This window comes from Streptomyces sp. NPDC001204, from assembly GCF_053598035.1.
This window is the reverse complement of sequence record NZ_JBSFJL010000009.1, coordinates 182779-205842: the sequence shown is the minus strand read 5'-3', so window position 1 is coordinate 205842 and position 23064 is coordinate 182779. Positions and strand designations below refer to the sequence as shown.

Genomic DNA, 23064 nt, shown 5'->3' with positions numbered 1-23064 from the left:
AGCCCGGCAGGCGCCCACCAGCGGCTGCCGGGCTCGGCGTTTCAGGGACGACGCCCTGGGCGTCAGGCGTACGACCGCAGCCAGCGGAGCTTGGCCGCCTCCTGGTAGGGGCCACCGCCCTCGTGGTCGTTGAAGTCGTACACCTCGATCCGCTTGGCCTCGTGCGCCCAGGCGTTGAACGCGGCGAACACCGTGGAGGGCGGGCAGGTCTGGTCCTCCAGGGCGGCCGAGAAGAACGCGGGTGCGCGGCCGCGGGCGGCGAAGTGCACGCCGTCGAAGTACGACAGGGTACGCAGGGCGTCCTCGGCGCGGCCCCGGTGGGTCTTGAGGTAGAGGCCGATCTCCCGGTACGGGTGGCGGTCGGTCAGCGTCGTCCCGCGCGGGTAGTCGCACAGGAACGGCACGTCCGGCGCGATCGCGACCAGGTCCGGCACCAAGCCGCCCACCGCGATCGTGATGCCGCCGCCCTGGCTCTCGCCGATCGCCACGGTCCGCCCCGCGTCGGTCAGCGGGTGCGAGCGCGCCGCCTCGATCGCCCGCACCGCGTCGGTGAACACGCGGCGGTAGTAGTAGTTCTCCGGCGCGTCCAGACCGCGGGTCATGAAGCCGGGGTACGCCGGAGCGCCGCCGACCGGGTCGGGGGTGCCGCCCCCGCCGCCCCAGACGCTGCCCTGCCCGCGGGTGTCCATCACGAAGTGCGCGCGGCCCGTCGACGCCCACAGCAGGTGCTCGTGCGGCAGACCGCGCCCGCCGCCGTAGCCGACGAACTCCACGACCAGCGGCAGCGGCGCGTCGACCCGTGCGGGCAGCGTCAGCCAGCCCTTGACCGGGTGCCCGCCGAAGCCGGCGAAGGTCACGTCGTACACCTTCACCGTCGTCAGTCCCGCGTCCACCAGGTCGAACCGGGCGTCCAGGTCGTGCTCGCGGGCCTCCTGGAGCGTCTTGGACCAGAAGGCGTCGAAGTCCTCGGGCTCGACGGACGAACTGCGGTACTCGCGGAGCTCGTCGAGGGGAAGGTCGAACAGGGCCATCAACAACCGCCTTCGTGAAGAGACTGTGGAGGTCACACCGTACGGCCCCGGTACGGCCCGCCGTCAGTCCAGGCGTTCGATCCCGACGCGGTTTCAGGGGGTGGCCCGACGGCCCCCGGGCGCGTCAGGTGCCGTCCTCGTCCCGGCCGTGCCAGGCGTTGTAACGGGTCAGGTAGCCCGCGAAGCGTTCGAGGTCGTCCTCCGGCCAGCCGGCCAGGCGCTCACGGAAGGCCGCACGGCGGCTCTCGGTGACCCGGGCGAGGATCCGCCGCCCGGCGGCCGTCAGGTCGAGCACCTGGACACGGTGGTCGCCGGGGTCGGTACGGCGTTCGACGAGGCCGGCACGCTCCAGGGCGGACACCTGCCGGCTGACGGTGGACTTGTCCAGCGCGTAGTGGGCGGCCAGGTCGGTGGCCCGGCAGCCGCCGCTCTCCTCCAGATGCCCGAGCAGTGTGTACGACACCAGCGACAGTTCGGGGTGCATGCGTCCCGCCGAGGCCCGGGCCCGGCGGGCGAAGACCGTCATCTCGCGGTGGATGGTCTCGACGGCCGTCTCGCCGGCGGGCGTCCGCCGCGTGTCGGCGCTCTCGTCCGGTTCTGTCGCTGCGGTCACCGAATGCCTCCCCTGCTCTCCGGTTGCATAGTACAACTGACCTGGGGGATGCGGGCTGGCCACCGGAGGGGGCGAAGAGGGGGCCGGCGTCCGAGCGTTGGGGTAGGGTGACCTGCGGCCGTGGAGGGTCCCGGTCGCAGGAAGCCGAGGAGGTGAGACCCATTACCGCTGTGTCAGGTCGGGTGCTCTCCCCTCGCGATGGCGCGGATCACCGTCGGTAGGTGACCGCGGGAGCGCCCTCTTCGGCTCCCGAAAGGCCCCGGCATTCCATGCCTGTACTCCCTCCCTTCTCCGCCTCGTCCCCTTCGCCCGACTCTTCCGCCTCCCCGCCTGCCGGTTTCCCGCCCGCCGGGGTGGTCGCCGCGCTGCGGGCCGCCGGCTGCGTGTTCGCCGAGGAGGAGGCGGAACTGATCCTCACCGGCGCACGCACACCAGGGGAACTCGCCGTTCTGGTGGAGCGCCGCGTCGCCGGATTCCCCCTCGAACAGGTCCTCGGCTGGGCCGGGTTCCACGGTCTGCGCATCGCCGTGGAACCGGGCGTCTTCGTGCCGCGGCGCCGTACCGAGTTCCTGGTCGACCAGGCGGTGGCCCGGTCCCCGGCGGCGTCCGTCGTCGTGGACCTGTGCTGCGGCTCGGGCGCGGTGGGCGTGGCCCTGGCCGCCGCGCTGGGCCCGGTGGAACTGCACGCCGCCGACATCGACCCGGCCGCGGTGCGCTGCGCCCGGCGCAACGTCGTCCCCAGGGGCGGCACGGTCCACGAGGGGGACCTGTTCGCCGCGCTCCCCGGCAGTCTGCGGGGCCGTGTCGACATCCTCGCCGCCAACGTGCCCTACGTCCCCACGGGTGAGGTCGGCCTCCTGCCGCCCGAGGCCCGCGACCACGAACCGCTGGTCGCCCTGGACGGCGGCGCCGACGGCCTCGACATCCTGCGCCGGGTCACCGCCGAGGCCCCCGACTGGCTCGCCCCCGGCGGCTGCCTCCTCGTCGAGACCAGCGAGCGCCAGGCCCCACAAGCCCTCGCCACCTTCGCCCGAGCCGGCCTGACCGCCCACCTGGCCGTGTCGGAAGACCTCAACGCGAACGTGGTGACAGGAACCAAGGACTGACCGTGCCACGCGACTGTCGCGCGGCTCGGTCGAGCGGGCCGCCCGGTCGTCGCGTCGCACGGCGGTCGTGTCGCCCGGCGGTCGTGTCGGTTGGTGCCGCATTGCCCGGCCACTGCGCTGCTCGGTCCGGTGGGCCACGGCGTTGCCCGGCCACTGTGCTGCTCGGTCCGGTGGGTCGCCCGGCCACGGGGCCACGCCGTCACCGAGTCGCCCCGTCCGGCGGACCCGGGCGGGTGGCCGGGGCGGGGGCTACGGCAGTGCCTGGACGCGAGCGACGAGCAGGGCCACGTCGTCGTGGTTGTCGGGCTGGTGGAGTGTGCGCAGCAGCAAGTCGCAGAGTTCCTCCAAGGGGCGTGCCGGGCCGCCGAGCAGCGTCAGCAGCGTCGCCAGGCGCTCGTCCAGGGACTCCCGGCGCGTCTCGACGAGCCCGTCGGTGTAGAACACCAGCTGGTCGCCCGGCTCCAGGTGCACCGTCGTGGTGGAGAACGGGATGCCGCCGACGCCCAGCGGAACCCCGGTGGGCAGTTCGAGCAGCTCCGGGGGACGGCCCACCGGGATCCGGGCCGGGGGCAGATGCCCGGCGTTCGCGATCCGGCACCGCCGCATGTGCGGGTCGTGGACGGCGTAGAGGCAGGTGGCGATGGAGTGCTCCAGGCCCTCGGTGATCCGGTCGAGGTGTTCCAGCAGCCGCGCGGGATCGAGGTCGAGCGAGGCCAGCGCCTTCGTCGCGGTGCGCAGCCGCCCCATCGTGGCCGCCGCGGTGATGCCGCTGCCCATGACGTCGCCGACGACGAGGGCGGTCCTGTCGCGTTCCAGCGGGATCACGTCGAACCAGTCGCCGCCCACCTCGACGGTGGCGCCCGCCGGCTGGTAGCGGGAGGCGACCTGCAGCCCGCCCGTGACCGACGGGTGCCGGGGCAGCAGGCTGCGCTGAAGGGTGAGAGCCGCGTCGCGGGCGTTCTGGTACCAGCGGGCGTTGTCGATCTGCACGGCCGCGCGGGAGGCCAGCTCCCCGGCCAGCAGCACGTCGTCCGCGCTGAACGGATCCGGATTGCGGGTGCGCTTGAGGTCCAGCGCGCCCAGCACCTCGCCCCGCGCGATCAGCGGCACGGCCAGATACGAGTGCACGCCGGCGAGACCCAGCAGCACCGCCGCCTCCGCGGACCGGGCGATCCTGGGCAGGTCCTCGTCCCTGACGTGGGCGACCAGGACCGGGCGGCCGGTCCGCACACACAGCGTGACCAGGCGTTCGGGGCCGTAGCGGGCGATCTGCCCGGGCGGATCGGCTGCCTCCAGCGCGTCCGCGGCGCGGTCGGCCCGTACGGCCAGGGCCCGGATCACCGCCGGTTCGGTCGGCCCGAGGCTGCTGCGGCGCCCCTCGACCACGGCCTCCAGCAGGTCCACCGCGGCCACGTCGGCCAACTCGGGCACGGCGACCTCGGCCAGTTCCCGGGCGGTCCGCTCCAGCTCCAGGGTGGTGCCGATGCGGGCCGAGGCGTCGGCGATGAGGGCCAGGCGGCGGCGCGCGGCCTCCGCCTCGACGCCCGCCCGGTACTGCTCGGTGATGTCGACGACCGACACGGTCACGCCCAGCACGGTGCCGGCGGCGTCCTCCAGCCGGTACAGCGAGATCGACCAGGCGTGGTCCTCGTCGGGATCGGCCGGGGTCCGGCCGACCGTGGACAGGTCGACGAGCGGCTGCCCGGTCTCCAGTACCCGGCGCGCCGCGGACTCCAGGGTTTCCGCGTCCACCTCGGGCAGCATCTCGGGTATCGTGCGGCCCACGTGCTCCTCGGCGGGCATGCCGTTGATCCGCTCCAGGGCCGGGTTGACCGAGACGTACCGCAGCCGGTTGTCCAGCACGGCCAGGCCGATCGGGGACTGCGAGACGATCCGCTCCGACAGCGCAACGTCCCGCTCCAGCCGTCGTACGGTCGACTGGTCGGCGGCGAGCCCGAGAGCGTAGGCCTCCCCGCGGTCGTCCAGCAGCCGCATGTTGCGGAACTCCACCAGGCGTGTGCTGCCGTCCTTGTGCCGGACGGGAAAGGCGCCCGCCCAGCCCCGGCCGGTCCGCAGCACGTCCGAGAACAGCCCGACCACCAGGTCGAGGTGCTGCTCGTGGACCATGAGCCGTGCCGCGTGCCGCCCCAGCGCCTCCTGCGCCGAGTAGCCGAAGAGCTCCGCGGCCTGCGGGCTCCACAGCACGATGCGTCCCTGGGCGTCGAGGACCACCGAGGCGACGCCCAGCACGTCGAGCAGTCCGCTCGGCCGTGCCGAACGGTCCGTCGGCTCCTCGCCCTCGGCGGGGGGAGCCCCGGAAGCAGTCATCCCACGCACCGCCTTCGCCCGTCCGTGCGGCCCGCCGCCCCGATGCGGCGCCTCATTCGCACCGCGCCCGCGCCCGTCTCCGAGACGGCCCGTCGCTTCCCTCCACCATCCCCCACCGCAAGGGCTCCTTCGCGCCGAATCGGCCGGAAGGGCCGATGCCCGGGCAGACGGGCAGGCGGGGTGCGAGGGCAGGTGGGTGCGCGGGCAGGCGGCCGGCGGCGGTGGTGTTCTGCCGGGAAACGGTGCTTTGCTGGTTTTTGCGAGTGGACGGCCGTGCGGAGGGAACTTCGTGCGGTACCCCGGCCACGAGAGGAGTGATCGTGATGGTGAGCGAGCCGGTGCACCCCGAATCCGTCTCGGTGGAGCTGAGCGGATGCAGCAAGGAAGACGCCCGGACCGTGTTCGACGCACTGTGTGCCTGCTTCTCCTCCGATCGGTGCGCGGACGACGTGCCCCGCGACTACCACGAGGTGCGCCCGACCGTATGGCTCGGCACGTTCGACGTGGCCGAGGAGCACGGGGCGGACCGCGGGCCCACCCGGCTCGGTGCGTCCGTCACGGCCGACGTGCAGGGCGGCTACTGGGCGATCGACCGATTCCGCACCACCCTGGACTCCCTGTTCACCGTCCAGGACCTGTGCATGGCCTCCGGTGACCAGGAGCGCGAGCTCCACGTCCGTCTGGAAAGCCGCTGACGCCGGCCGCCGAGGAGACCCCGAGGGGTTTATGCAACTAGTTGCATAAACCCCTCGGGGTCCTCTACAACTACGGACATGAGCCGTTACCCCCATCTGCTGCGCCCGCTCGACCTGGGCTTCACCACGCTGCCGAACCGCGTTCTCATGGGCTCGATGCACGTCGGTCTCGAGGAGGCCGACCGTGGATTCGAGCGGATGGCGGAGTTCTACGCCGCCCGGGCCCGCGGCGGAGTGGGACTCATCGTCACCGGCGGCATCGCCCCCAACGAGGAAGGGCGGCCGTACGAGGGCGGCGCGAAGCTCACCACCGAGCAGGAGGCCGAGCGGCACGCGACCGTCACCGCCGCCGTGCACCGCGAGGGCGGCCGGATCGCCCTGCAGATCCTGCACTTCGGCCGCTACGCCTACCACCGCGACCTGGTCGCCCCCAGTCCCCTCAAGGCTCCCATCAGCCCGTTCGTGCCCCGCGAGCTCACCGACGCCGACGTCGAGCGGACCATCGACGACTACACCCGCACCGCCCTCCTCGCCCGCCGGGCCGGCTACGACGGCGTCGAGATCATGGGCTCCGAGGGCTACCTCGTCAACGAGTTCATCGCCGCGCGGACCAACCACCGCACCGACCGCTGGGGCGGCTCCTACGAGAACCGGATGCGCTTCCCGGTGGAGATCGTGCGCCGGGTGCGCGAGGCCGTCGGCGAGGACTTCGTCATCATCTACCGGCTGTCCATGCTGGATCTCGTGCCCGACGGCTCGACCCTGGACGAGGTCGTCATACTCGCCGGGGCCGTCGAGGCCGCCGGGGCGACCCTCATCAACACCGGCATCGGCTGGCACGAGGCCCGCATCCCCACCATCGCCACCTCCGTACCGCGCGGTGCCTACGCGTTCGCCACCAAGAAGCTGATGGGCCGGGTCTCCGTCCCCCTCGTCACCACCAACCGCATCAACACCCCGGAGGTCGCCGAGCAGTTGCTTGCCGACGGGTGCGCCGACATGGTCTCCGTGGCCCGTCCGATGCTCGCCGACCCCGACTTCGTCGCCAAGGCCGCCGCCGGCCGTCCCGAGGCCATCAACACCTGCATCGGCTGCAACCAGGCCTGCCTCGACCACACCTTCAGCGGGCAGATCACCTCCTGTCTGGTCAACCCGCGCGCCTGCCACGAGACCGAGCTGGTCCTGTCCCCGACCCGGCGGCGCAAGCGGGTCGCCGTGGTCGGCGCCGGACCAGCCGGGCTCGCCTGCGCCGTCTCCGCCGCCGAACGCGGCCATCTGGTCACCCTGTTCGACGCGGCGGGCGAGATCGGCGGACAGCTCAACGTGGCCCGCAAGATCCCCGGCAAGCAGGAGTTCGGCGAGACGCTGCGCTACTTCCGCCACCAGCTCGACGCACACGGCGTGGACGTACGGCTGAACACCTGGGTGCGCGCGGACGACCTGGCGGACTACGACGAGACCGTCGTCGCCACCGGCGTCACCCCGCGTACCCCCGACATCCCCGGCATCGGCCACCCGCGCGTCCTCGGCTACCTCGACGTGCTGCGTGACGGCGCGCCCGTCGGCGACCGGGTGGCGATCCTCGGCGCCGGCGGCATCGGCTTCGATGTGGCCGAGTACCTCACCGACGGCGGTGAAAAGGCGAGCGAGGACCCGGCGGCGTACTTCCGTCTCTGGGGAGTCGACATGGACCAGCGCGCGCCCGGCGGGCTCACCGCGCCGCAGCGGCCCGCGCCGCCGCGCACGGTGCACCTGCTCCAGCGCAAGACCACCAAGGTCGGCGCCGGACTGGGCAGGACGACCGGCTGGATCCACCGCACCGAACTCAGGCACCGCGGGGTCACGATGGTGCCCGGCGTGCGCTACGACCGTATCGACGACCGGGGCCTGCACATCACGGTCGACGGCACGAGCACGGTCCTGGAGGTCGACACGATCGTGCTGTGCACCGGGCAGGAGCCGCGACGCGACCTGTACGAGGAACTGGCCGCCGCCGGGCGCCGCGCGCACCTGATCGGCGGCGCGGACCAGGCCGTCGAACTCGACGCCAAGCGCGCCGTCAAGCAGGGCACGGAACTGGCGGCGGCCCTGTAGTGAGGCAACCGGCGACGGCCCCGCGAGGCCGGGGCGGGTGTGCCTCCTGTTCCTAGGATGATCCCCATGTCACTTCCGCACGCGATCCTCACCGCCCTGCTCGAAAAGCCGTCGTCGGGGCTCGAGCTGACGCGCCGCTTCGACAAGTCGATCGGCTACTTCTGGACGGCGACGCATCAGCAGATCTATCGCGAGCTGGGAAGACTGGAGGCCGACGGCCTCATCCGCGGCCTGCCGGCGAAGGAGCCGGCCCGCGGGCAGAAGAAGGACTACGAGGTGCTGCCCGCGGGCCGCGCGGAACTGGCCCGCTGGACCGCCGCCTCCCAGGAGCCGAAGCGGCACCGCGACGCCCTGCTGCTGCGGCTGCGTGCGGCGGCCGTGGTGGGCACCGCGGGCCTTCAGGCCGACCTCGGGCGCCATCTGGAGCTGCACGAGCGGCAGTTGGCGGAGTACCGGGAGATCGAGGAGCGCGACTTCCCGCCCGGCAAGGACAGCCCCGAGGACCGGTTGCGGCACCTGGTCCTGCGGGCCGGTATCGACCTGGAGACCTTCTGGACGCAGTGGTTCCGGCACGCGCTGGAGGAGTTCACCGAGCTGCCGGGCCATGACCCGGAGTGAGGGCGGCCGGCCCCGGTGGGGCGGTCAGAACCGGGACGGTTTCGAACGACGGCGCAGCACCCACCCGGTGGCGACCACGGCCGCCCCGACCAGGGTCCCGCCGACCGCGAGCGTGAGGGGACCGTAGTCCTTGACGCCCCCGCCCACGCCGCCCAGCACACCCCGGGTCGGTACGGCCGTGGGCGCGATGTTCGGCGCGTACGGTACGACATTCGGGGCGTACGGTACGGCATTCGGCGCGTACGTCTGCCGGAACGTGGGAGCGGCCGTCGCGGTGGCGCGGCCGCCGGTGACGACGATGGACTGCGTGCCCGCCATGATGTTGTTCGCGCAGACGACGGCCACGGTGTAGGTGCCCGGGCTCACGCTCTGCCAGGCGGCGGACTGGCCGCCGGTCGTCCCGGTGAGCGCCACCTGGCGTCCCTGGGTGAAGTTGGTCTGGCCGGCGGTGAGCAGCGAGGCCGTGCCCCAACGGCCGTTGACCTGGCTGCACACGCTGGTCGTCACGGACACTGTCGAGCCGTTGGCGGAGACGGATATCCCGGTACCGGCCGCGTCGGCTGGGCCGGCGGCGAGACCGAGTACGAGTAGGGCGGCCGTCGCGGCGACGGCTGCGGAGGGGGAGAGGGAGGGTGGCTGAGTGTGGCGCATGGGACTGTCCTCCGACGGCACGGTCGGCGGACCATCCCATGTGCCGCCGGAGATAGGGGAATCGCCCGTGCTGCCTCGGGGCCAGCCAACGTCCCGCGGAGGCCGCCCGCATGCGGGGCGCGTCCGTACGGGTGGGCACCGCCCGGCCGGTCGACGCCCGGTCGGGTGGTCCGGGCTGCCCGGTCGTTATGGCGCTGTCGGGTGTTCGGGGCGGCCGGTCGTCACCACTTGGTCGGGTGTTCGGGGTCGCCGGTCGTCACTGCGCGGTCGGGTGTTCGGGGCTGCCCGGTGGTCGCCGCCCGGACGGGTGCTCGGGGCCGTCCGTTCATCGCTGCCCGGTCGGGTGTTCGGGCTGCCCTTCGTCACCGTCCTGTCGGGTGTTCAGGGCTTCCCGGTCGTCACCGAGCGCTCGGGTGAGAAGCCGCCCCAGGTGCCGTCCGGGAGCATCGCCCGGATCCGCACCCGATGGCCGACCCTGGCCTCGCGCCCCAGGTAGAAGCTGTACGAGGCCTTCTCGCGCGGTGCCGTGCCGCCCCAGACCAGAGAGGTGGCCGGCTGTCCGTCCAGCTGGATCTGGTACTGCGTCACCACACCGTCCGTGCGCGGCGGCACCCAGCTCAGATCGAGGTAGTACGCCCCGTCCGTCCGGTGGGTCGTGGCGCGGAAGGAGGACGGCGCGGTGGCCCGGCCGTCGTCGGATCCCGGTGCGGTGGTGAGCCGGACGGTGGCGCCGGCGGGGGAGAGGTTGTCGGCCGCGTCGCGGGCCCGCACGGTGAACGCGTACGAGGTGCCCGGCCGCAGGCCGGTGATCACCGCGGCGGTCTGGCTGCCGCCGACACTGTGGATCTTCGTTCCGCCCTGGTAGACGTCGTAGGACACCACGCCCCGGTCGTCCGTCGAGCGGGACCAGGACAGTTGGACGGCCCGGCTTCCCACCGCCCGGCCGCGCACGTCGAGCGGGCGGCTGGGAGCCGAGTGGTCGGCCGCGGCGGCGGCCGGTGTCGTCGCCCGGACCGGCCGGCTGCGCGGGCCGAGCCGGCCGTCGGTGCCCCGCGCCCGGACGGTGAAGACATACGTGGTCGACGGGCTGAGCCGGGTGACGTCCACCATGTGCTCCCGGGCCGGTACGGCCTTCACCTTCGTGGTGCCGCGGTACACCTCGTACCCGCCGATGTCCGAGGCCGCGGGCAGCCCGTTCCACATCACGTGCACGCTCGTGGCGCTCCCCGCGGCGGCGGTGACGCCGGTCGGCGCGCCGGGCAGCCGGCCGCCCTCCCCGTCGTCCGCGACACTCCGGCCGCAGGCGGCGAGCAGCGCCAGCACGCCGCACAGCGCCACGACACGCCCGGGCGTGCGGGAACGAGGGGAAGCGGGGGCGGGAACACGTCGCACGGGTCTGCCTCCCCGGTAACGGCGGCGTGGACGGCCCGGACGCCGCACGAACAATGGTCCGGACCAATATGGCGCGTTGACGGGAGCGCATCAAGAGGGTCGGGGTGGGTGGGAGTCGCGGGGCGTTACGTATGCTGAAGTTCCTTCCGGGCTGAACCACCCTGTGCAGCAGGGGAGTTCTCGCTGTGGCGCGGGCAGCTGTCGTCGCTGCCTCCCGCGCCGTCACGGGCGGCCCGGGGGTTCGGTCCGCACGGATCCAGGCCCCCGGCCGCCCGATGGGTGATACGGGCCATGCGTCGTCCGGTCCCCTAACGTGGGCCCCGCGCGACCGATTTCTCCGCAAACCACCCCCAGCGGGGTGAATGCAGGTCAATGTCCCCGAGGAGAGGCGCCCCCATTGTGCGTGCCCAGTCGCTGACGCTCGTCGCGGCGAGTGCCGCCCTGATCGCTCCCACGACGCTCCCGGCCCCGACCGTGCCGTACGCGTACCGCACCCGGGCGGAGCCCGCGGTGCACGGCGAGGGAGGTGTCCGGGCCGCCGACCTGCTGGCCAGGGTGCGTGACTGCATGCCGGTCTCCCGCGGACGCTACCGCCTCGACGCCGGGCGGCCCGCCACCATCCCGGTGTGCGAGCTGCCCGGCGCCGTCTTCTGGAAGGCCGACATGGACATCGACTGCGACGGACGGCCCACCGTCCGCTGCAACCGCGGCACCGACCCGCAGTTCTCCCCAACCGCGGCCTACGAGCAGTCCAACGGCCTCCGCCTGGACGCCGCGCAGCTGCCGTACGTCGTCCTACCAGCCCCGAGCCCCATCTGGGACCACCGCGCCCACGGCGTGGGCGGGGGATCGGTCGCTGCCGTCGTCTACCGGGACCGCGTGCAGTACGCGGTCGTCGGCGACATCGGGCCGAGCGAGGTCATCGGCGAGGCCTCCTACGCCACCGCCCGGCGCCTCGGCATCCCCGCCGACCCGAACGGCGGCGGGGTCCGCTCCGGCGTGACCTACATCGTCTTCGAGCACTCCCGGATCAGCGCCATCGAGGACCACGCGGCCGCCGTGGCCACCGGCGAGCGGCTGGCACGCCGACTGGTGGACGGCGGGAGGGCGGCGGCACAGGCGGACGACCCGCGCCTTCCGCCCCGCGCCGCCCCGGACGCTCCTCACACCTTCCGGTAGCCGTACGCCTCCGAGGCCGCCGCCTCCACGGCGTCCAGGTCGGCTCCCGCCGCCGCCGTGACCACCGCGGCGACCGCGCCCTCGACGAACGGGGCGTCCAGCAGCCGTGTGTTCCCGGGCAGTTCGTCACCCTCGGCGAGCAGCGCCTTCACGGTGAGCACCGCGCTGCCGAGGTCGGTCAGCACGGCGACCCCGGCACCCCGGTCCACGGACGCGGCCGCGGCGGAGACCAGTTCCGCACTGGTGCCCATCCCGCCGTCCTCCCGGCCGCCGGCCGCGGCCACCGGCACGCCCGCCGCCCCGCCCGCCAGTCCTCTCGCCAGCTCGACCACCGAGGACGCCACCTCGGCGCTGTGCGAGACCAGTACGATCCCGACCACCTTCTCGCCGCTCACGTCACGCCTCCGCCGAGGCCGCGTCGGCCAGCGCCGCGATCAGCAGGGCGGACGAGGTGGCCCCCGGATCCTGGTGCCCGATGCTGCGCTCACCCAGATAGCTCGCCCGGCCCTTGCGGGCCAGCAGCGGTGTGGTCGCCTCGGCACCCGCCTCGGCGGCGGCGCGGGCCGCCGCGAAACCGTCACCGAGCGCGTCCACCGCCGGGACCAGCGCGTCGATCATGGTCTTGTCGCCCGGTGCGGCCCCGCCCAGCGTCATGACCCCGTCCACCCCGGCCCGCAGCGCCTCGGCGAGCTGTTTCTCGCTCACCTCGGCGGCGTCCCCGAGCGCCTTGCCGGTACGCCGCAGCAGCGTCCCGTACAGCGGCCCCGACGCGCCGCCGACCGTCGAGATCAGCTGCCGCCCGGCGAGGACCAGGATCGCGCCGGGCGTCTGTGGAGCCTCCTTGTCCAGCGCGGCCCGCACGGCGGTGAACCCGCGCTGAAGATTGCTGCCGTGGTCGGCGTCCCCGATGGGCGAGTCGAGGGCGGTGAGCCATTCCGCCTCACGGGCCACGGACGCGGCGGTCGCCGTCATCCAGCGGCGGAAGAAGTCGGCGTCGAGCACTGGATCTCCCTTGCGTGATAGGTACGGTCGATGGGCTCGCCGGTTCACCGGCCCCAGCGCAGGCCCGGTGTGCTCACCGGCCCCAGCGCAGGCCCGGTGTGCTCACCGGCGCGTCCCACAGCCGCAGTAGTTCCTCGTCGATCTGGCACAGGGTGACCGAGGCGCCCGCCATGTCCAGGGAGGTGACGTAGTTGCCCACCAGACTGCGGGCGACGGCCACACCGCGCTCGGCGAGCACCCGGTGCACCTCCGCGTTGAAGCCGTACAGCTCCAGCAGCGGGGTCGCGCCCATACCGTTGACCAGAAGCAGTACGGGGTTGCGCGGGCTCATGTCCTCCAGGATGGCGTGCACCGCGAAGTCGGCGATCTCACCCGAGGTCATCATCGGCCGCCGCTCCCGGCCCGGCTCGCCGTGGATGCCGATGCCGAGTTCCAGCTCGCCGGCCGGCAGGTCGAAGGTGGGGCTTCCTTTGGCCGGGGTGGTGCAGGCGCTCAGCGCGACGCCGAAGCTGCGGGAGTTCTCGTTGACCTGCCGGCCGATCGACTCCACCCGCTCCAGCGGTTGCCCCTCGTCGGCGGCGGCGCCCGCGATCTTCTCCACGAGCAGGGTCGCGCCGGTGCCGCGCCGCCCGGCCGTGTACAGGCTGTCGGTCACCGCCACGTCATCGTTGACCAGCACTTTCGCGATCTGGATGCCCTCGTCCTCGGCGAGTTCGGCCGCCATGTCGAAGTTGAGCACGTCGCCGGTGTAGTTCTTCACGATGAACAGCACGCCCGCCCCGCTGTCCACGGCCGCCGCCGCCCGCAGCATCTGGTCCGGGACCGGCGAGGTGAAGACCTCCCCCGGGCAGGCCGCCGAGAGCATCCCGGGCCCGACGAACCCGCCGTGCAGCGGCTCGTGCCCCGACCCGCCGCCGGAGACCAGGGCGACCTTCCCCGCCACGGGCGCGTCCCGCCGCACGATCACCCGGTGCTCCACGTCGACCGTCAGCTCCGGGTGAGCCGCCGCCATACCGCGCAGCGCGTCCGCCACCACGGTCTCGGCGACGTTGATGAGCATCCTCATGGGTACCTCCCAGTGATCTTTAGCGGGTGCGGCTCCGACCTGCGCCTTTGCTGGTCAGGACGCATAACGGCTGTTGTTGATCTCGGTGGTCCGTGACGGTCTGCGGCGATGCCCGGCGGTATTGGTGCTGACTCCATGCTGACTTTACTGACGGGACATCAGGAAAGCCGGGTGGGTGGACATGGGGAAGCCCGAGCGCTCCTACCGGCAGTATCGACCTTGCGGCAGCGAAGGTCACCTGTGGCGACCAGTCAGACGAACGAGAGAACGGATGCCCACGGACGTACCGGCCGTTCCACGGAGTCGGCTGCACCTGCCGGCCCGGGCGGGCGGAGCCGGGCCGAGCGGTGAACCTCTGTGCAGCGGAGGGGCACCCCGACGCGGAGGTAGGTGATCCGTGGGCCGTCGGCCTGTACGCCGACTGCGTCCTGCGCTCCCCACGGACATGTGGATGTTCCGTGATGGACGCCGCGGATGAGGCCGGCGGCGATGATGTGCTCCTTGCCGAGCGGCGGGGCCGCTACGCGCGGACGGCTGGCGTCCCACGGCCGGGCGGACGACTCGCCCCGTTCCGGGCTTTACCACCAGGCGGTGGAGTTGCAGGTGCCGAGGTGCGTCGTCACGTAGCAGGCGCGGAAGGCGACGGCTGAGCTCGAACTTGTCAGGTAGCCCTTGGTGTAGTTGCGGCTGCTGGCGGACCAGACGTCGGCGTAGTCCCAGACACGGCCGCCGAGGGAGACCTCGAAGCGGATGTAGTCCGACGAGCCGTAGTTGAGGATGCGCCCCCAACCGTACTGCGAGCCACCGCACGTACCGTAACGGATCTGGACTTGGCGGCCGTTGACGGTCTTCTCGGTTCCGGTGGCGACTTCGGTGCAGGAGTTCGGGTCGCTCCACCACTCCGATGCGGCGCTTGCCGGGGCCGAGGCCAGCATGGCCGTGGCTGCGGCAGCGGCACACATCGCCGCGATGGACCCCGTACGACGGGTCTTCGTGCGGTGCTTGAACACGCTGTACTCCCCTTCGTGGAAGTGGCTGGCGTCACTACAGGGCAGGGGCGGTGACGTGGTCCCCCCGGTGCATGGATGTGGCGGGCCGGTCCATGGCGGGGGTCCTCCGTCGTGCCGAGATCATGGTGAAAGGTGCTGCCATGTACCCACAAGGCCATTTGGTCCCGGCCAAAAGGCTCTGGTCGGACGGCGTGCGGAGCACTGAGAACGCACTGGGGCCACACGGCGGGAGGGACTGTGGGGGCTCGGGACGCATTTCACGGCGGAGGATCTGGCCCGGGTGCGGTAGCCGGCGAACCGGACGAGATGCGAGTGCTACCGCCTACCGCACCGCTAGTGCCGTGACCGCACAGGTTCGACGGGGCCGGCTGCGCGGGCGCGTGAATCCTTACGCTCCGCGACCAGGAACAGGACGGCAGCGGCGGCGATGAAGCCGAAGCCGACGTTCATGCAGGCCATGACCGTCACGTAGGAGGCGTCGGCGATCCGGGGGATGCCGTTGAGGGGCATGAGGGCGTAGCAGCACAAGAAGCCGTAGGCGCGAAGCCGCATCCCAGCCTGCCGCTTACGCATCCACGGCGGTGTCCACCCTGCCAGCATCGCCACCGGGATCGGCAGCATGAGCGCCGTCGACACGGCCAGCGCAATCCAGTGGTACAGCGGATTGCCGTTCACCCCGCGCCCCCTTCGTGCATGGTCGCCAGCCTAGATGATCAATCCCGTGGGGTCAGTGCCACCGCCTGACCCAATCGATGCACAGGTGCCGAGGACATCCGCGCACGGATCGCCGGTCTTGAGCGGTTCTGTGATCGATTAGGGTCGCTCAATGCTCGAAGGAAAGTTGGTAAGGCTGCGCGCACTGCGCTCCGAGGACGCCGAGCACCATGTGCGGTGGCGCAATGACCCGGAGGTGGTGCGCTGGGCCGCAGGTGGTGACCCGTGTTTCGGCCCGGTCACGGCGGAGGCGGTCGGGCTCGGCTTCGACACCATGCTGCGACTGAGCCCGAGGGAGTCGGCCGTGTTCACGGTCGAGGATCTGGCGGGCGGGAGGGTGATAGGCATGGCCGACTACCGGGATCTGGACCCGTACGCCGGAGTGGCCACGCTGGGAATCACCATCGGCGAGCGGGAGTTCTGGGGCTTCGGCCATGGCAGTGACGCGTTGCGGCTGCTCGTGGGCCACCTGTTCGGTGCGTACTGCCTGAGCCGACTGGAGCTGGACACCTGGAGCGGCAACGAGCGCGCCGTGCGCGCCTTCACCAGGTTGGGCTTCCGTGAGGAAGGCCGCCGTCGGTCGGCTGTGTTGGTGGAGGGGGAGCGCTACGACCGCGTGCTCTTCGGGATGCTCCGCGAGGAGTGGGCGAACTCCGCGTGACGCCTTGGATGATCTTACGGGGGCGTTTGACGCTCGGCAGTAGCCCGAGCAGGTAGGCGCGGGCCGTGGTCCGGGGCTCAACCCGGCCGAACCGGCCCGCGATCCGGGCCATGACCTGGTCGAACATCGCCCGCCAGTGGGCAGGGTCCACGCTGTGGCCTGCGGCCACCGCATGATCTTCAGGAGTCCACACAACCTCCGATGGTCACGCGGTGGCCGTACCCGTTCTCAGCCGGGTCCGCGACAGGATCGCGAAGCCGGACTGGAGTGCTGACCCACACGATTTCTGGCGGGTTGCCGTAGGCCGGCATGTCCGCACATGGATCACTGTCTCACCAGTCGCCATGGAGCTCGGCGGCAGGCGGTATGGCCTATGGCCGCAACACGACATCGACGGCCAGGCTGAGCTTGTTGACGAATTCCGAACGGTCGGCAACACGGTGCTTCCAACCCTCACCGGCGGCGGCCAGGACCTCGGCGATCTGCCTCGGTGCGACATTGCCTGCGGGCTGGCCGGAGGCGGCGATGGCCTCGACGAGCGCGTCATGGAAAGCGGCCCGGTAGTCGTCATACATGCTGTCGAGCTGTGCTGTGCCGTGCTCCAGCAGGTCGTCGACGCCCTCGTTGAGGTGCGTGCCGACGTAACGGCCCAGGTGGGCGTCGAGCGCGGCCACCAGACGCGCGTCGAGGCCCACGTCGGGTGCGGTCAGCGCCGCACGGACGTCGTCCAGAGCCTTGTCCAACTCCTGCTGCATGGTCGCGCGGAACAGTTCCCCCTTGTTGGCGAACAGGAAGTACAGCCCGGGGCGGGAGATGTCCGCGGCCCGGGCCACCGCGTCCATCGACGTCTTGCGATAACCGAAGGTGGCGAAAACGGTCAGTGCTGCTGCCAGTACCTGCTCACGGCGCTGGGTGTCTCCCCGGGGTGCTGTTGACATAGACGCACTATACAGAGTGAGCATGCTATACAGTATTTGTTGTTTCCGTTTAGTGCGGCTGGAGGCCGCACCCCCGAGAGAGAGCATCATGAGCAAGACTGTTCTGATCACCGGCGCCGCGACCGGCATGGGCGAGGCGATCACCTTCGAATACGTCAAGCGCGGCTGGAACGTCGTGGCCACCATGCGTGACACCGCCAAGGCCAACCCTGCCTTCGCCGACCTCGGCAATGTCCTGGTCACCCGCCTCGATGTCACCGACCGCGCCAGCATCGAGCGTGCTGTCAGTGAGGCGATCGATCGCTTCGGCGCCATCGATGCCCTCGTCAATGCCGCCGGCTACGGGCAGATCGGCGCGGTCGAGGAAGTCAGCGCCGACCAACTGCGCGACCAGTTCGAGACCAACGTGGTGGGCCTCGTCCAGGTGATCCAGGCCGTACTCCCGCACATGCGAGGACGCGGCTTCGGCCATATCCTCAACATCGGCTCCATGGGCGGCCACGTCAGCCTGCCCACGATGGCCTTGTACTGCGCCTCCAAGAGCGCCGTGCAGAACCTGACCGAGGGACTGGCCAAGGAGGTCGGCCCGCTAGGCATCCACGTCACCCTGGTCGAGCCGGCGGGCTTCAACACCCGGTTTGCGACCAACTCGAACCTCCCGGCCTCCTCCATCCCCGCCTACGCGCCCGCCTACGCCACCATGGCCGAATTCGACAAGCAGGCGGTGAGGGGCGACCTCGTCAAGTCCATGGCGGCCGTTGCCGACATCACGGGCATCGACAGGCCCCCGCTTCACCTGGCACTGGCCACCGCCGGCCTGGAGATGGTGCGGGGCCGCTTCGCCGAGCTGATGGACGAATACGCCCGCTGGGAGCCGGTGACGGCGGGCACTGACTGACGGCCACACCCCCACAGCACCCCTCGTGGACGGCCCCCAATGGGTCGGCCCCAGTGGACTGCCTTCAGCCGGAAGCGTCGGCCCCAGGCACCAAGACCGCCGAGGGCAACACGCCCTGTCCCAAAGCTACTTCGGCAGCAAGGTCGAGCTGTTCGACGCTACCTACAGCCGCATGGTCACGGAGATCGTCGACAGGCCGTACACGACGCCCACAAGGCAAGGGCCGATCAGATCGCCCAGGTGCAGAAGGGCGGGCTCGTCTCCGACGCGCCGCCCGCCCGGGAACTCCGTGACCTCATGCTCGTGCTCTCCCTGAGCAACACCCCGCTCATACCTGCCATGAGCGCCCCGTCGTCGCCACCGCCACCGCGGTGCTGCGGACCTACCCTCTACCTGGAGTCTGTCTGTGAAGATCGTCATCTTCGGCGCGTCCGGCATGATGGGACAGGGCGTACTGCGCGCCTGTCTCCTCGACCCCGCTGTCAGGGGTGTGCTGGTGGTGGTTCGCAGCCCGCTGGGCGTCAGCCATCCCAAGCTGCGGGAAGTCATCCACGAGGACTTCACCGATCTGTCCGCCATCTCCGGACAACTGGCCGGTTTCGACGCCTGTTTCTACTGTCTCGGCATCTCCTCCGCCGGCCGCAGCGAGGCCGAGTACACCCGCATCACCTACGACTACACCCTCGCCGCCGCACGTGCCGTGTCCGCGTCCAACCCCGGACTGACCTTCACCTACATCTCGGGAGAGGGCACCGACAGCAGCGAAGACGGCCGGACCATGTGGGCCCGCGTCAAGGGCCGCACCGAGAACGCCCTACTGGCCATGCCGATGAACGCGTACATGTTCCGCCCCGCCTATATCCGCCCCCGCCACGGAGCAGTCTCCAGGACCCCGGTGTACCGCGTCCTCTACGCCCTCACCTCCTGGCTCTACCCGCTGCTGCACCGCCTCTCTCCCGGACACACCACCACCACCGAACACATCGGCCGCGCCATGCTCGCCGTCACTCGCCCCGGAGCGGTCGAACAGCGGATCCTGTACAGCCCGGAGATCAACCGGCTGGGCGGCGACAGCAGGGCCGCCGCATAGACTGCCCCGCGTGCGGCCCGCCTGCCGACATTTCTCGGGCCCGCCGGCCGGCCAGGGCGGCGAAGGCGTGGAAGACGAGCCGACCTTCGACTGCCGACCCCGACGAGGACTTCGACGGCGCCACGGGCGATCCCAGGGTCGTCGGGGCCCCGGACACGAGGGCCGAAGTCGGATGGCGGCGTTGGCTGTTCCTGGCGGCCGAGGTCCCCGTTGCGTAGGGCCGCGAGGGGCGAGAGGGGCGGTCTCTCAGGAGACAACCGGTGCGGCACGCGGGACTTCGGGTTCGTGTCGCGCTACCGTGCCTGTGTGGCCCCGCGGCATCCCCCGTCCGCGGGGCCACACCGCCATGTCCTCCCCATGAAATACACGCTCTTGCCGCTGTCGAGGTAGGTGCCGACGGCGACGCTGGTGTGGCCGTCCTCGGCGTGGGCGTGGATGGGGGAGACTCCCGTGCCAGAAGCCGTCGTAGATCTTCTGGGCCTGGTCGGACACCTCCCGGATCTCGGCTCGGGTGCACCGGAACTCGTCAAGCACAGGTGCAGGAGGACTGCCTGAGTACCTGGCAGATCACCGTCGTGAAGACAGAGGAGACCGGCACGAGATTCCACTACTACAAGGCCACCCTGAAGAGCGAGGGCTCCTGGCGGGGAGTCGTGGATTTCGACGACCAGAAGCCGCTTTTCGAGCGGCTGGAGCCGGGCGACCAGGTCACCGCCACCCTGTGGCGCCGCCATATCGTGGGGCTCAGCAAGGACGGCGTCGAACAGAACAGTACTGCTGTACCGCGGGACGAGCTCCAGATGAACGCCGCCCTGGGCATGCTCGCCGCGCTCCTCGCGGCTCAGATGCTGGTGTTCGGCGCGGTACGCCTTGTCAGGCCGCGTTCCTACGAGCACTTCACCTGGGACCCGTACGGCGCGCGGATCCTCTTGACGATCTTCGGTGCCTGCTTCGGGGTGGGGCTCCTGGCGCTTTGGGTGGGCATCCCGTGGTGGTTCGTGCCTCCCGCCGTACTCGTGGCGTGCGTGGCGGTGATGCTGTACCCACCCATGCGGCGCAGGCCCCCAGTACTCTGGCCGGAGGAACGCCGCAAAGCAGCCTGAAGGGCTGCTCCTACGCCGCCGACCGTCCGCCCCGCCCGCAGACCGGGGGTGACGGACCGTCAAGGGCGGCGTCCTCTTTCGCCGTCCTCCACCTCGACAGCGCAGGCCGCCTGACCTCCGTCGAGGCCCTTGCCTCCCCGCGCGAAGCCATGGCGGGCAAACGCCGGCTCAGCCAGGGCGCCTGCCCCGATCCGCTGGAATTCGGCGACCCGGAGGTGCCGCTTGCGAGAGTGCGGACCGGACCGGCCAGGAGCCTCGACGCGGTGACCTCCTTTGGCGATGAGGCCTCAAGGAGTGCCGGCCACCCGGAAACCCCGAGTGGCCGGCACTCCTTGCCGCAGTCCGGCCGGGACACCGTCGCCTGGCGGTGTGCGGGCTCTCTGAGGGATTGGCCCCTTCCTCGGCGTGTCAGTCCGTGGGCAGCGGCTGCTCGGTCCAGATGGTCTTGCCGTGGTGGGTGTAGCGGCTTCCCCAGCGTTGCGACAGCTGAGCGATCAGGAACAGTCCGCGGCCGCCTTCGTCGGTCAGCCGGGCCCTGCGCAGCCTTGGCTGGGTCTGGCTCGGGTCGGAGACCTCGCAGATCAGCCCCCGGTCCTTGATCAGCCTCAGGCCCACGGGGCCGCCCGCGTACCGGATGGAGTTGGTCACCAGCTCGCTGGCGATCAGCTCCGTGGTGAACGTCAGGTCCGGCAGCTGCCAGGCGCTCAGCTGCGCCGTCACCATCTCCCGGGCCCGGCCCACCGCCTCCGGGTCGGCCGGGAGCTCCCAGGTGGCGGTGGACTCCGGGGGCAGGACATGCAGCCGGGCCATCAGCAGCGCCACGTCATGGTCGGGCGCCTCGGGCACCAGATGCCGGAGCACGGTGCGTCCGGTCTCCGCCGGTGACCGGTCCTCCTCCACGGCGGCGTCCACCTGCTCGCGGAGCTGCCGCAGCCGCCTGTCGGTGCCGTCCTCACCGTGCGCGAGCAGCTTGCCTGTGCAGAAGGCGAGCATCGCCCCCGGTTCCATCGCCAACTCCCGCGGCTCGAAGGGCAGACCGCCCACCCCGAGCGGCGGCCCCGGCCTGACCGCCGCGAACCCGGCCCCCGGCTGGCCGGGAACGGACAGGACCGGCGGCGGATGGCCCGCACTGGCGATGGTGCACACCGCGGTGACCGGGTCGTACACCGCGTACACACATGTGGAGCCCAGGACGGTGCCCTGCCCGCGGCTCGACCCCGGAACCGTGGCCTCCGCCGCCGACAGCCGGATGACCAGGTCGTCGAGGTGGGTCAGCAGCTCCTCCGGCGGCAGGTCCATGTCGGAGAGGGTCTGCACCGCCGTCCGCAGCCGTCCCATGGCCGCTGCCGCCTCCACGCCGTGCCCCGCCACGTCGCCCACGACGAAGGCGACTCGGCAGGAGGACAGCGGGATCACGTCGAACCAGGTCCCGCCGATCCCCGTCGTGGATCCGGCCGGTACGTAGGAGCCGGCCGTGTCCGCCGCGCTCACCCGGACGACCGCCTGAGGCAGCAGACTGCGCTGCAGAGCCTCCGCGGTGCGGTGCTCGCGGGCGTACCGCCGTGCGTTGTCCAGGCTGATGGCGGCCCGGGAGCCGATCTGCGCGCCCAGCTCCGCGTCGCTTTGATCGAAACAGGGCCGGTCGTCGCCGCGCCACAACACCACTGCCCCCAGCAGCAGCCCGCGCGCCCGCAACGGCATCAGCAGCAGGGACTTCGCGGCGTCGGGCAGCACCTGGCGGCGTCCCTCGATCTCGTCCGCCAGCGCGACCCGCAGCTCGGAGAGGTCCGGCACGGCCAGGGCGGTTCGGCGGTAGACGAACTCCTTCTCCGGTTCCCGGACTCGTAGCGAGGCCCCGACCGGGAGCAGCTCGGCCGGCCAGACACCGTTCCTGGCGGCCACCGCGACCCGCCGCAGCGGAGCTCCGAGGGAGTAGTCAGCGGGCTCCTCGCCCACCAGCGCCGCCTCCGCGAGATCCACCGCCGCCAGATCGGCGTACTCGGGCACCAGCACCCCGGTCAGTCCCTCGGCGGTACGGACGATGTCCAGCGAACCCAGCAGCAGCTTCTCCGCCCCGCGAAGCAGAGCCACTCCGCGCTCCGCCTGCTCCCGGTCCGTGATGTCACTGAAGACGACCGCGACCCCGGTGCCGCGGCCCTCCAGGTCCTCCAGGCGCAGTGCCGACAGGGAGACGACACGCTCCTGCTCGGGCGCGCTTCGGCCGTGGGTCCGGAACACCTCGTTGGTCACCGGCTTCCCGGTCACCGCGACCCGGCGCAGACGCTGCCCGACGGCCTCGGCGTCCGCCGCCACGAGCACCTCGTCGAGGAGCACATCGCCCGGCCCGGCCCGGGTACCGGCGACCAGGCCGACGACGTCCGGCTGCTTGTTGGTCCGCACGATCCGCAGATCGGCGTCATACAACACCAGCCCGATCTCGGTCTGCCGGAACAGCGCTCGCACCAGCGCGTCGTCCTGCTCCCGCTCCGCGGCCGTCGCCAGCGGTACCGCTCGTACCAGGCACTGGGCCTCGGAACCGTCATCCAGCGGCAGCACCTCCAGCCGGACCTCCACGGCCCGGCCGCCGCGCTGGAGCAGCAGTGCGGGGCCGCCGGAGGGGAGCAGCCCCTCGCCGGGCTCGGCGAGCAGCTCGGCGAACGGCCTGCCGATCAGCTCCCTGACCCCTACGCCGAGCAACTCCTCGACAGCGGGCGTGCACGCCAGCACCGTCCCGCGGTTGTTCAGCACCATTGCCGCTGCGTCGTTCCTCGGTCGCCCGGCGACGTCGGCTACAGGATTCGCACTCGTCCGCCTCACCCCCGAGCACAGTGGCGGCTTGCCTTCCATTCAACCCGCCCACATGTCCCACTGGCAT

Annotated in this window: 21 protein-coding genes and 1 pseudogene; 10 read left to right on the top strand and 12 right to left on the bottom strand. The window is 71.6% G+C overall.

Going from position 1 to position 23064, the window contains the following annotated elements; all coding sequences use genetic code 11:
* Positions 1-62 precede the first annotated feature (62 nt).
* Together ACWC91_RS15700 and ACWC91_RS15695 are read right to left on the bottom strand one after the other, a co-directional pair.
* Entirely contained in the window at positions 63-1031 is a 969-nt protein-coding gene (locus ACWC91_RS15700) for an acetylxylan esterase (protein ID WP_225077560.1), read from the bottom strand.
* Positions 1032-1155: 124 nt separating this feature from the next.
* Positions 1156-1644, bottom strand: a complete 489-nt coding sequence (locus tag ACWC91_RS15695; RefSeq protein WP_374113991.1) for a MarR family winged helix-turn-helix transcriptional regulator — start codon at positions 1642-1644, stop codon at positions 1156-1158.
* A 269-nt stretch (positions 1645-1913) separates the two neighbouring features.
* Between ACWC91_RS15695 and ACWC91_RS15690 the strand changes: the two genes are divergently transcribed.
* Complete coding sequence (locus ACWC91_RS15690) at positions 1914-2750, top strand: putative protein N(5)-glutamine methyltransferase (RefSeq protein WP_225077559.1); 837 nt, start codon at positions 1914-1916, stop codon at positions 2748-2750.
* A gap of 249 nt (positions 2751-2999) precedes the next feature.
* Here ACWC91_RS15690 and ACWC91_RS15685 read toward each other — a convergent pair whose 3' ends face one another.
* Positions 3000-5078: a SpoIIE family protein phosphatase gene (locus tag ACWC91_RS15685; RefSeq protein WP_450640281.1), complete on the bottom strand. Its 2079-nt coding sequence runs from the start codon at positions 5076-5078 to the stop codon at positions 3000-3002.
* A gap of 323 nt (positions 5079-5401) precedes the next feature.
* On the opposite strand from ACWC91_RS15685, the gene ACWC91_RS15680 reads away from it, so the two are divergent.
* The 3 genes from ACWC91_RS15680 (at position 5402) to ACWC91_RS15670 (ending at position 8485) form a co-directional block, all read left to right on the top strand.
* Positions 5402-5773 (top strand): hypothetical protein, encoded by a 372-nt coding sequence (locus ACWC91_RS15680; RefSeq protein WP_225077557.1) that lies wholly within the window; start codon positions 5402-5404, stop codon positions 5771-5773.
* A 78-nt stretch (positions 5774-5851) separates the two neighbouring features.
* Positions 5852-7867 (top strand): oxidoreductase, encoded by a 2016-nt coding sequence (locus ACWC91_RS15675; protein ID WP_450640280.1) that lies wholly within the window; start codon positions 5852-5854, stop codon positions 7865-7867.
* Between the two features lie 66 nt (positions 7868-7933).
* Positions 7934-8485 carry a PadR family transcriptional regulator gene (locus tag ACWC91_RS15670; protein WP_225077555.1) on the top strand — a complete coding sequence of 184 codons (552 nt, stop codon included), beginning with the start codon at positions 7934-7936 and terminating at the stop codon, positions 8483-8485.
* Positions 8486-8509: 24 nt separating this feature from the next.
* Here ACWC91_RS15670 and ACWC91_RS15665 read toward each other — a convergent pair whose 3' ends face one another.
* Together ACWC91_RS15665 and ACWC91_RS15660 are read right to left on the bottom strand one after the other, a co-directional pair.
* A complete protein-coding gene (locus tag ACWC91_RS15665; protein ID WP_450640279.1) occupies positions 8510-9136 on the bottom strand; it encodes a hypothetical protein in 627 nt (208 codons plus the stop codon).
* Positions 9137-9517: 381 nt separating this feature from the next.
* Positions 9518-10528, bottom strand: coding sequence for a fibronectin type III domain-containing protein (locus ACWC91_RS15660; RefSeq protein WP_450640278.1), 1011 nt, complete (start codon positions 10526-10528; stop codon positions 9518-9520).
* A gap of 399 nt (positions 10529-10927) precedes the next feature.
* Here ACWC91_RS15660 and ACWC91_RS15655 point away from each other — a divergent pair, with 399 nt between their 5' ends.
* Entirely contained in the window at positions 10928-11707 is a 780-nt protein-coding gene (locus ACWC91_RS15655) for a glycoside hydrolase family 75 protein (protein WP_450640277.1), read from the top strand.
* Here ACWC91_RS15655 and ACWC91_RS15650 read toward each other — a convergent pair.
* From ACWC91_RS15650 to ACWC91_RS15630, 5 genes are all read right to left on the bottom strand, one after another.
* Positions 11692-12102 (bottom strand): PTS-dependent dihydroxyacetone kinase phosphotransferase subunit DhaM, encoded by a 411-nt coding sequence (locus ACWC91_RS15650; RefSeq protein WP_225077551.1) that lies wholly within the window; start codon positions 12100-12102, stop codon positions 11692-11694. The two genes, ACWC91_RS15655 and ACWC91_RS15650, sit on opposite strands and share 16 nt — an antisense overlap.
* A gap of 1 nt (position 12103) precedes the next feature.
* A complete protein-coding gene (gene dhaL, locus ACWC91_RS15645) occupies positions 12104-12709 on the bottom strand; it encodes a dihydroxyacetone kinase subunit DhaL (protein ID WP_225077550.1) in 606 nt (201 codons plus the stop codon).
* 73 nt (positions 12710-12782) lie between these two features.
* On the bottom strand, positions 12783-13775 hold the full coding sequence (gene dhaK, locus ACWC91_RS15640; protein ID WP_450640275.1) for a dihydroxyacetone kinase subunit DhaK: 993 nt from the start codon (positions 13773-13775) through the stop codon (positions 12783-12785).
* Positions 13776-14353: 578 nt separating this feature from the next.
* A complete protein-coding gene (locus tag ACWC91_RS15635) occupies positions 14354-14785 on the bottom strand; it encodes a hypothetical protein (RefSeq protein WP_450640274.1) in 432 nt (143 codons plus the stop codon).
* Positions 14786-15118: 333 nt separating this feature from the next.
* On the bottom strand, positions 15119-15460 hold the full coding sequence (locus tag ACWC91_RS15630; RefSeq protein ID WP_225077547.1) for a hypothetical protein: 342 nt from the start codon (positions 15458-15460) through the stop codon (positions 15119-15121).
* A gap of 151 nt (positions 15461-15611) precedes the next feature.
* Here ACWC91_RS15630 and ACWC91_RS15625 point away from each other — a divergent pair, with 151 nt between their 5' ends.
* Positions 15612-16160 (top strand): GNAT family N-acetyltransferase, encoded by a 549-nt coding sequence (locus ACWC91_RS15625; RefSeq protein ID WP_225077546.1) that lies wholly within the window; start codon positions 15612-15614, stop codon positions 16158-16160.
* A gap of 371 nt (positions 16161-16531) precedes the next feature.
* Here ACWC91_RS15625 and ACWC91_RS15620 read toward each other — a convergent pair whose 3' ends face one another.
* Complete coding sequence (locus tag ACWC91_RS15620) at positions 16532-17098, bottom strand: TetR/AcrR family transcriptional regulator (protein ID WP_225077545.1); 567 nt, start codon at positions 17096-17098, stop codon at positions 16532-16534.
* Between the two features lie 88 nt (positions 17099-17186).
* Between ACWC91_RS15620 and ACWC91_RS15615 the strand changes: the two genes are divergently transcribed.
* From ACWC91_RS15615 to ACWC91_RS15600, 4 genes and pseudogenes are all read left to right on the top strand, one after another.
* A complete protein-coding gene (locus tag ACWC91_RS15615) occupies positions 17187-17996 on the top strand; it encodes an SDR family NAD(P)-dependent oxidoreductase (RefSeq protein WP_281154083.1) in 810 nt (269 codons plus the stop codon).
* 406 nt (positions 17997-18402) lie between these two features.
* Positions 18403-19086, top strand: coding sequence for an epimerase (locus tag ACWC91_RS15610; protein ID WP_450640271.1), 684 nt, complete (start codon positions 18403-18405; stop codon positions 19084-19086).
* 575 nt (positions 19087-19661) lie between these two features.
* Complete coding sequence (locus tag ACWC91_RS15605) at positions 19662-20189, top strand: hypothetical protein (RefSeq protein ID WP_450640270.1); 528 nt, start codon at positions 19662-19664, stop codon at positions 20187-20189.
* A pseudogene (locus ACWC91_RS15600) lies at positions 20075-20407 on the top strand (oxidoreductase C-terminal domain-containing protein); the annotation flags it as partial. The gene ACWC91_RS15605 and the pseudogene ACWC91_RS15600, both read left to right, overlap by 115 nt.
* Before the next feature lie 190 nt (positions 20408-20597).
* Here ACWC91_RS15600 and ACWC91_RS15595 read toward each other — a convergent pair.
* A complete protein-coding gene (locus ACWC91_RS15595) occupies positions 20598-22940 on the bottom strand; it encodes a SpoIIE family protein phosphatase (protein ID WP_450640269.1) in 2343 nt (780 codons plus the stop codon).
* Positions 22941-23064: the final 124 nt, after the last annotated feature.

Coding starts and splice junctions, on each gene's coding strand:
- ACWC91_RS15595 (WP_450640269.1), bottom strand. CDS start 22,940: ATGGTGCTGAACAACCGCGGGACGGTGCTGGCGTGCACGCCCGCTGTC.
- dhaK (WP_450640275.1), bottom strand. CDS start 13,775: ATGAGGATGCTCATCAACGTCGCCGAGACCGTGGTGGCGGACGCGCTG.
- ACWC91_RS15680 (WP_225077557.1), top strand. CDS start 5,402: ATGGTGAGCGAGCCGGTGCACCCCGAATCCGTCTCGGTGGAGCTGAGC.
- ACWC91_RS15670 (WP_225077555.1), top strand. CDS start 7,934: ATGTCACTTCCGCACGCGATCCTCACCGCCCTGCTCGAAAAGCCGTCG.
- ACWC91_RS15675 (WP_450640280.1), top strand. CDS start 5,852: ATGAGCCGTTACCCCCATCTGCTGCGCCCGCTCGACCTGGGCTTCACC.
- ACWC91_RS15615 (WP_281154083.1), top strand. CDS start 17,187: ATGAGCAAGACTGTTCTGATCACCGGCGCCGCGACCGGCATGGGCGAG.
- ACWC91_RS15620 (WP_225077545.1), bottom strand. CDS start 17,098: ATGTCAACAGCACCCCGGGGAGACACCCAGCGCCGTGAGCAGGTACTG.
- ACWC91_RS15685 (WP_450640281.1), bottom strand. CDS start 5,078: ATGACTGCTTCCGGGGCTCCCCCCGCCGAGGGCGAGGAGCCGACGGAC.
- ACWC91_RS15625 (WP_225077546.1), top strand. CDS start 15,612: ATGCTCGAAGGAAAGTTGGTAAGGCTGCGCGCACTGCGCTCCGAGGAC.
- ACWC91_RS15690 (WP_225077559.1), top strand. CDS start 1,914: ATGCCTGTACTCCCTCCCTTCTCCGCCTCGTCCCCTTCGCCCGACTCT.
- ACWC91_RS15665 (WP_450640279.1), bottom strand. CDS start 9,136: ATGCGCCACACTCAGCCACCCTCCCTCTCCCCCTCCGCAGCCGTCGCC.
- ACWC91_RS15700 (WP_225077560.1), bottom strand. CDS start 1,031: ATGGCCCTGTTCGACCTTCCCCTCGACGAGCTCCGCGAGTACCGCAGT.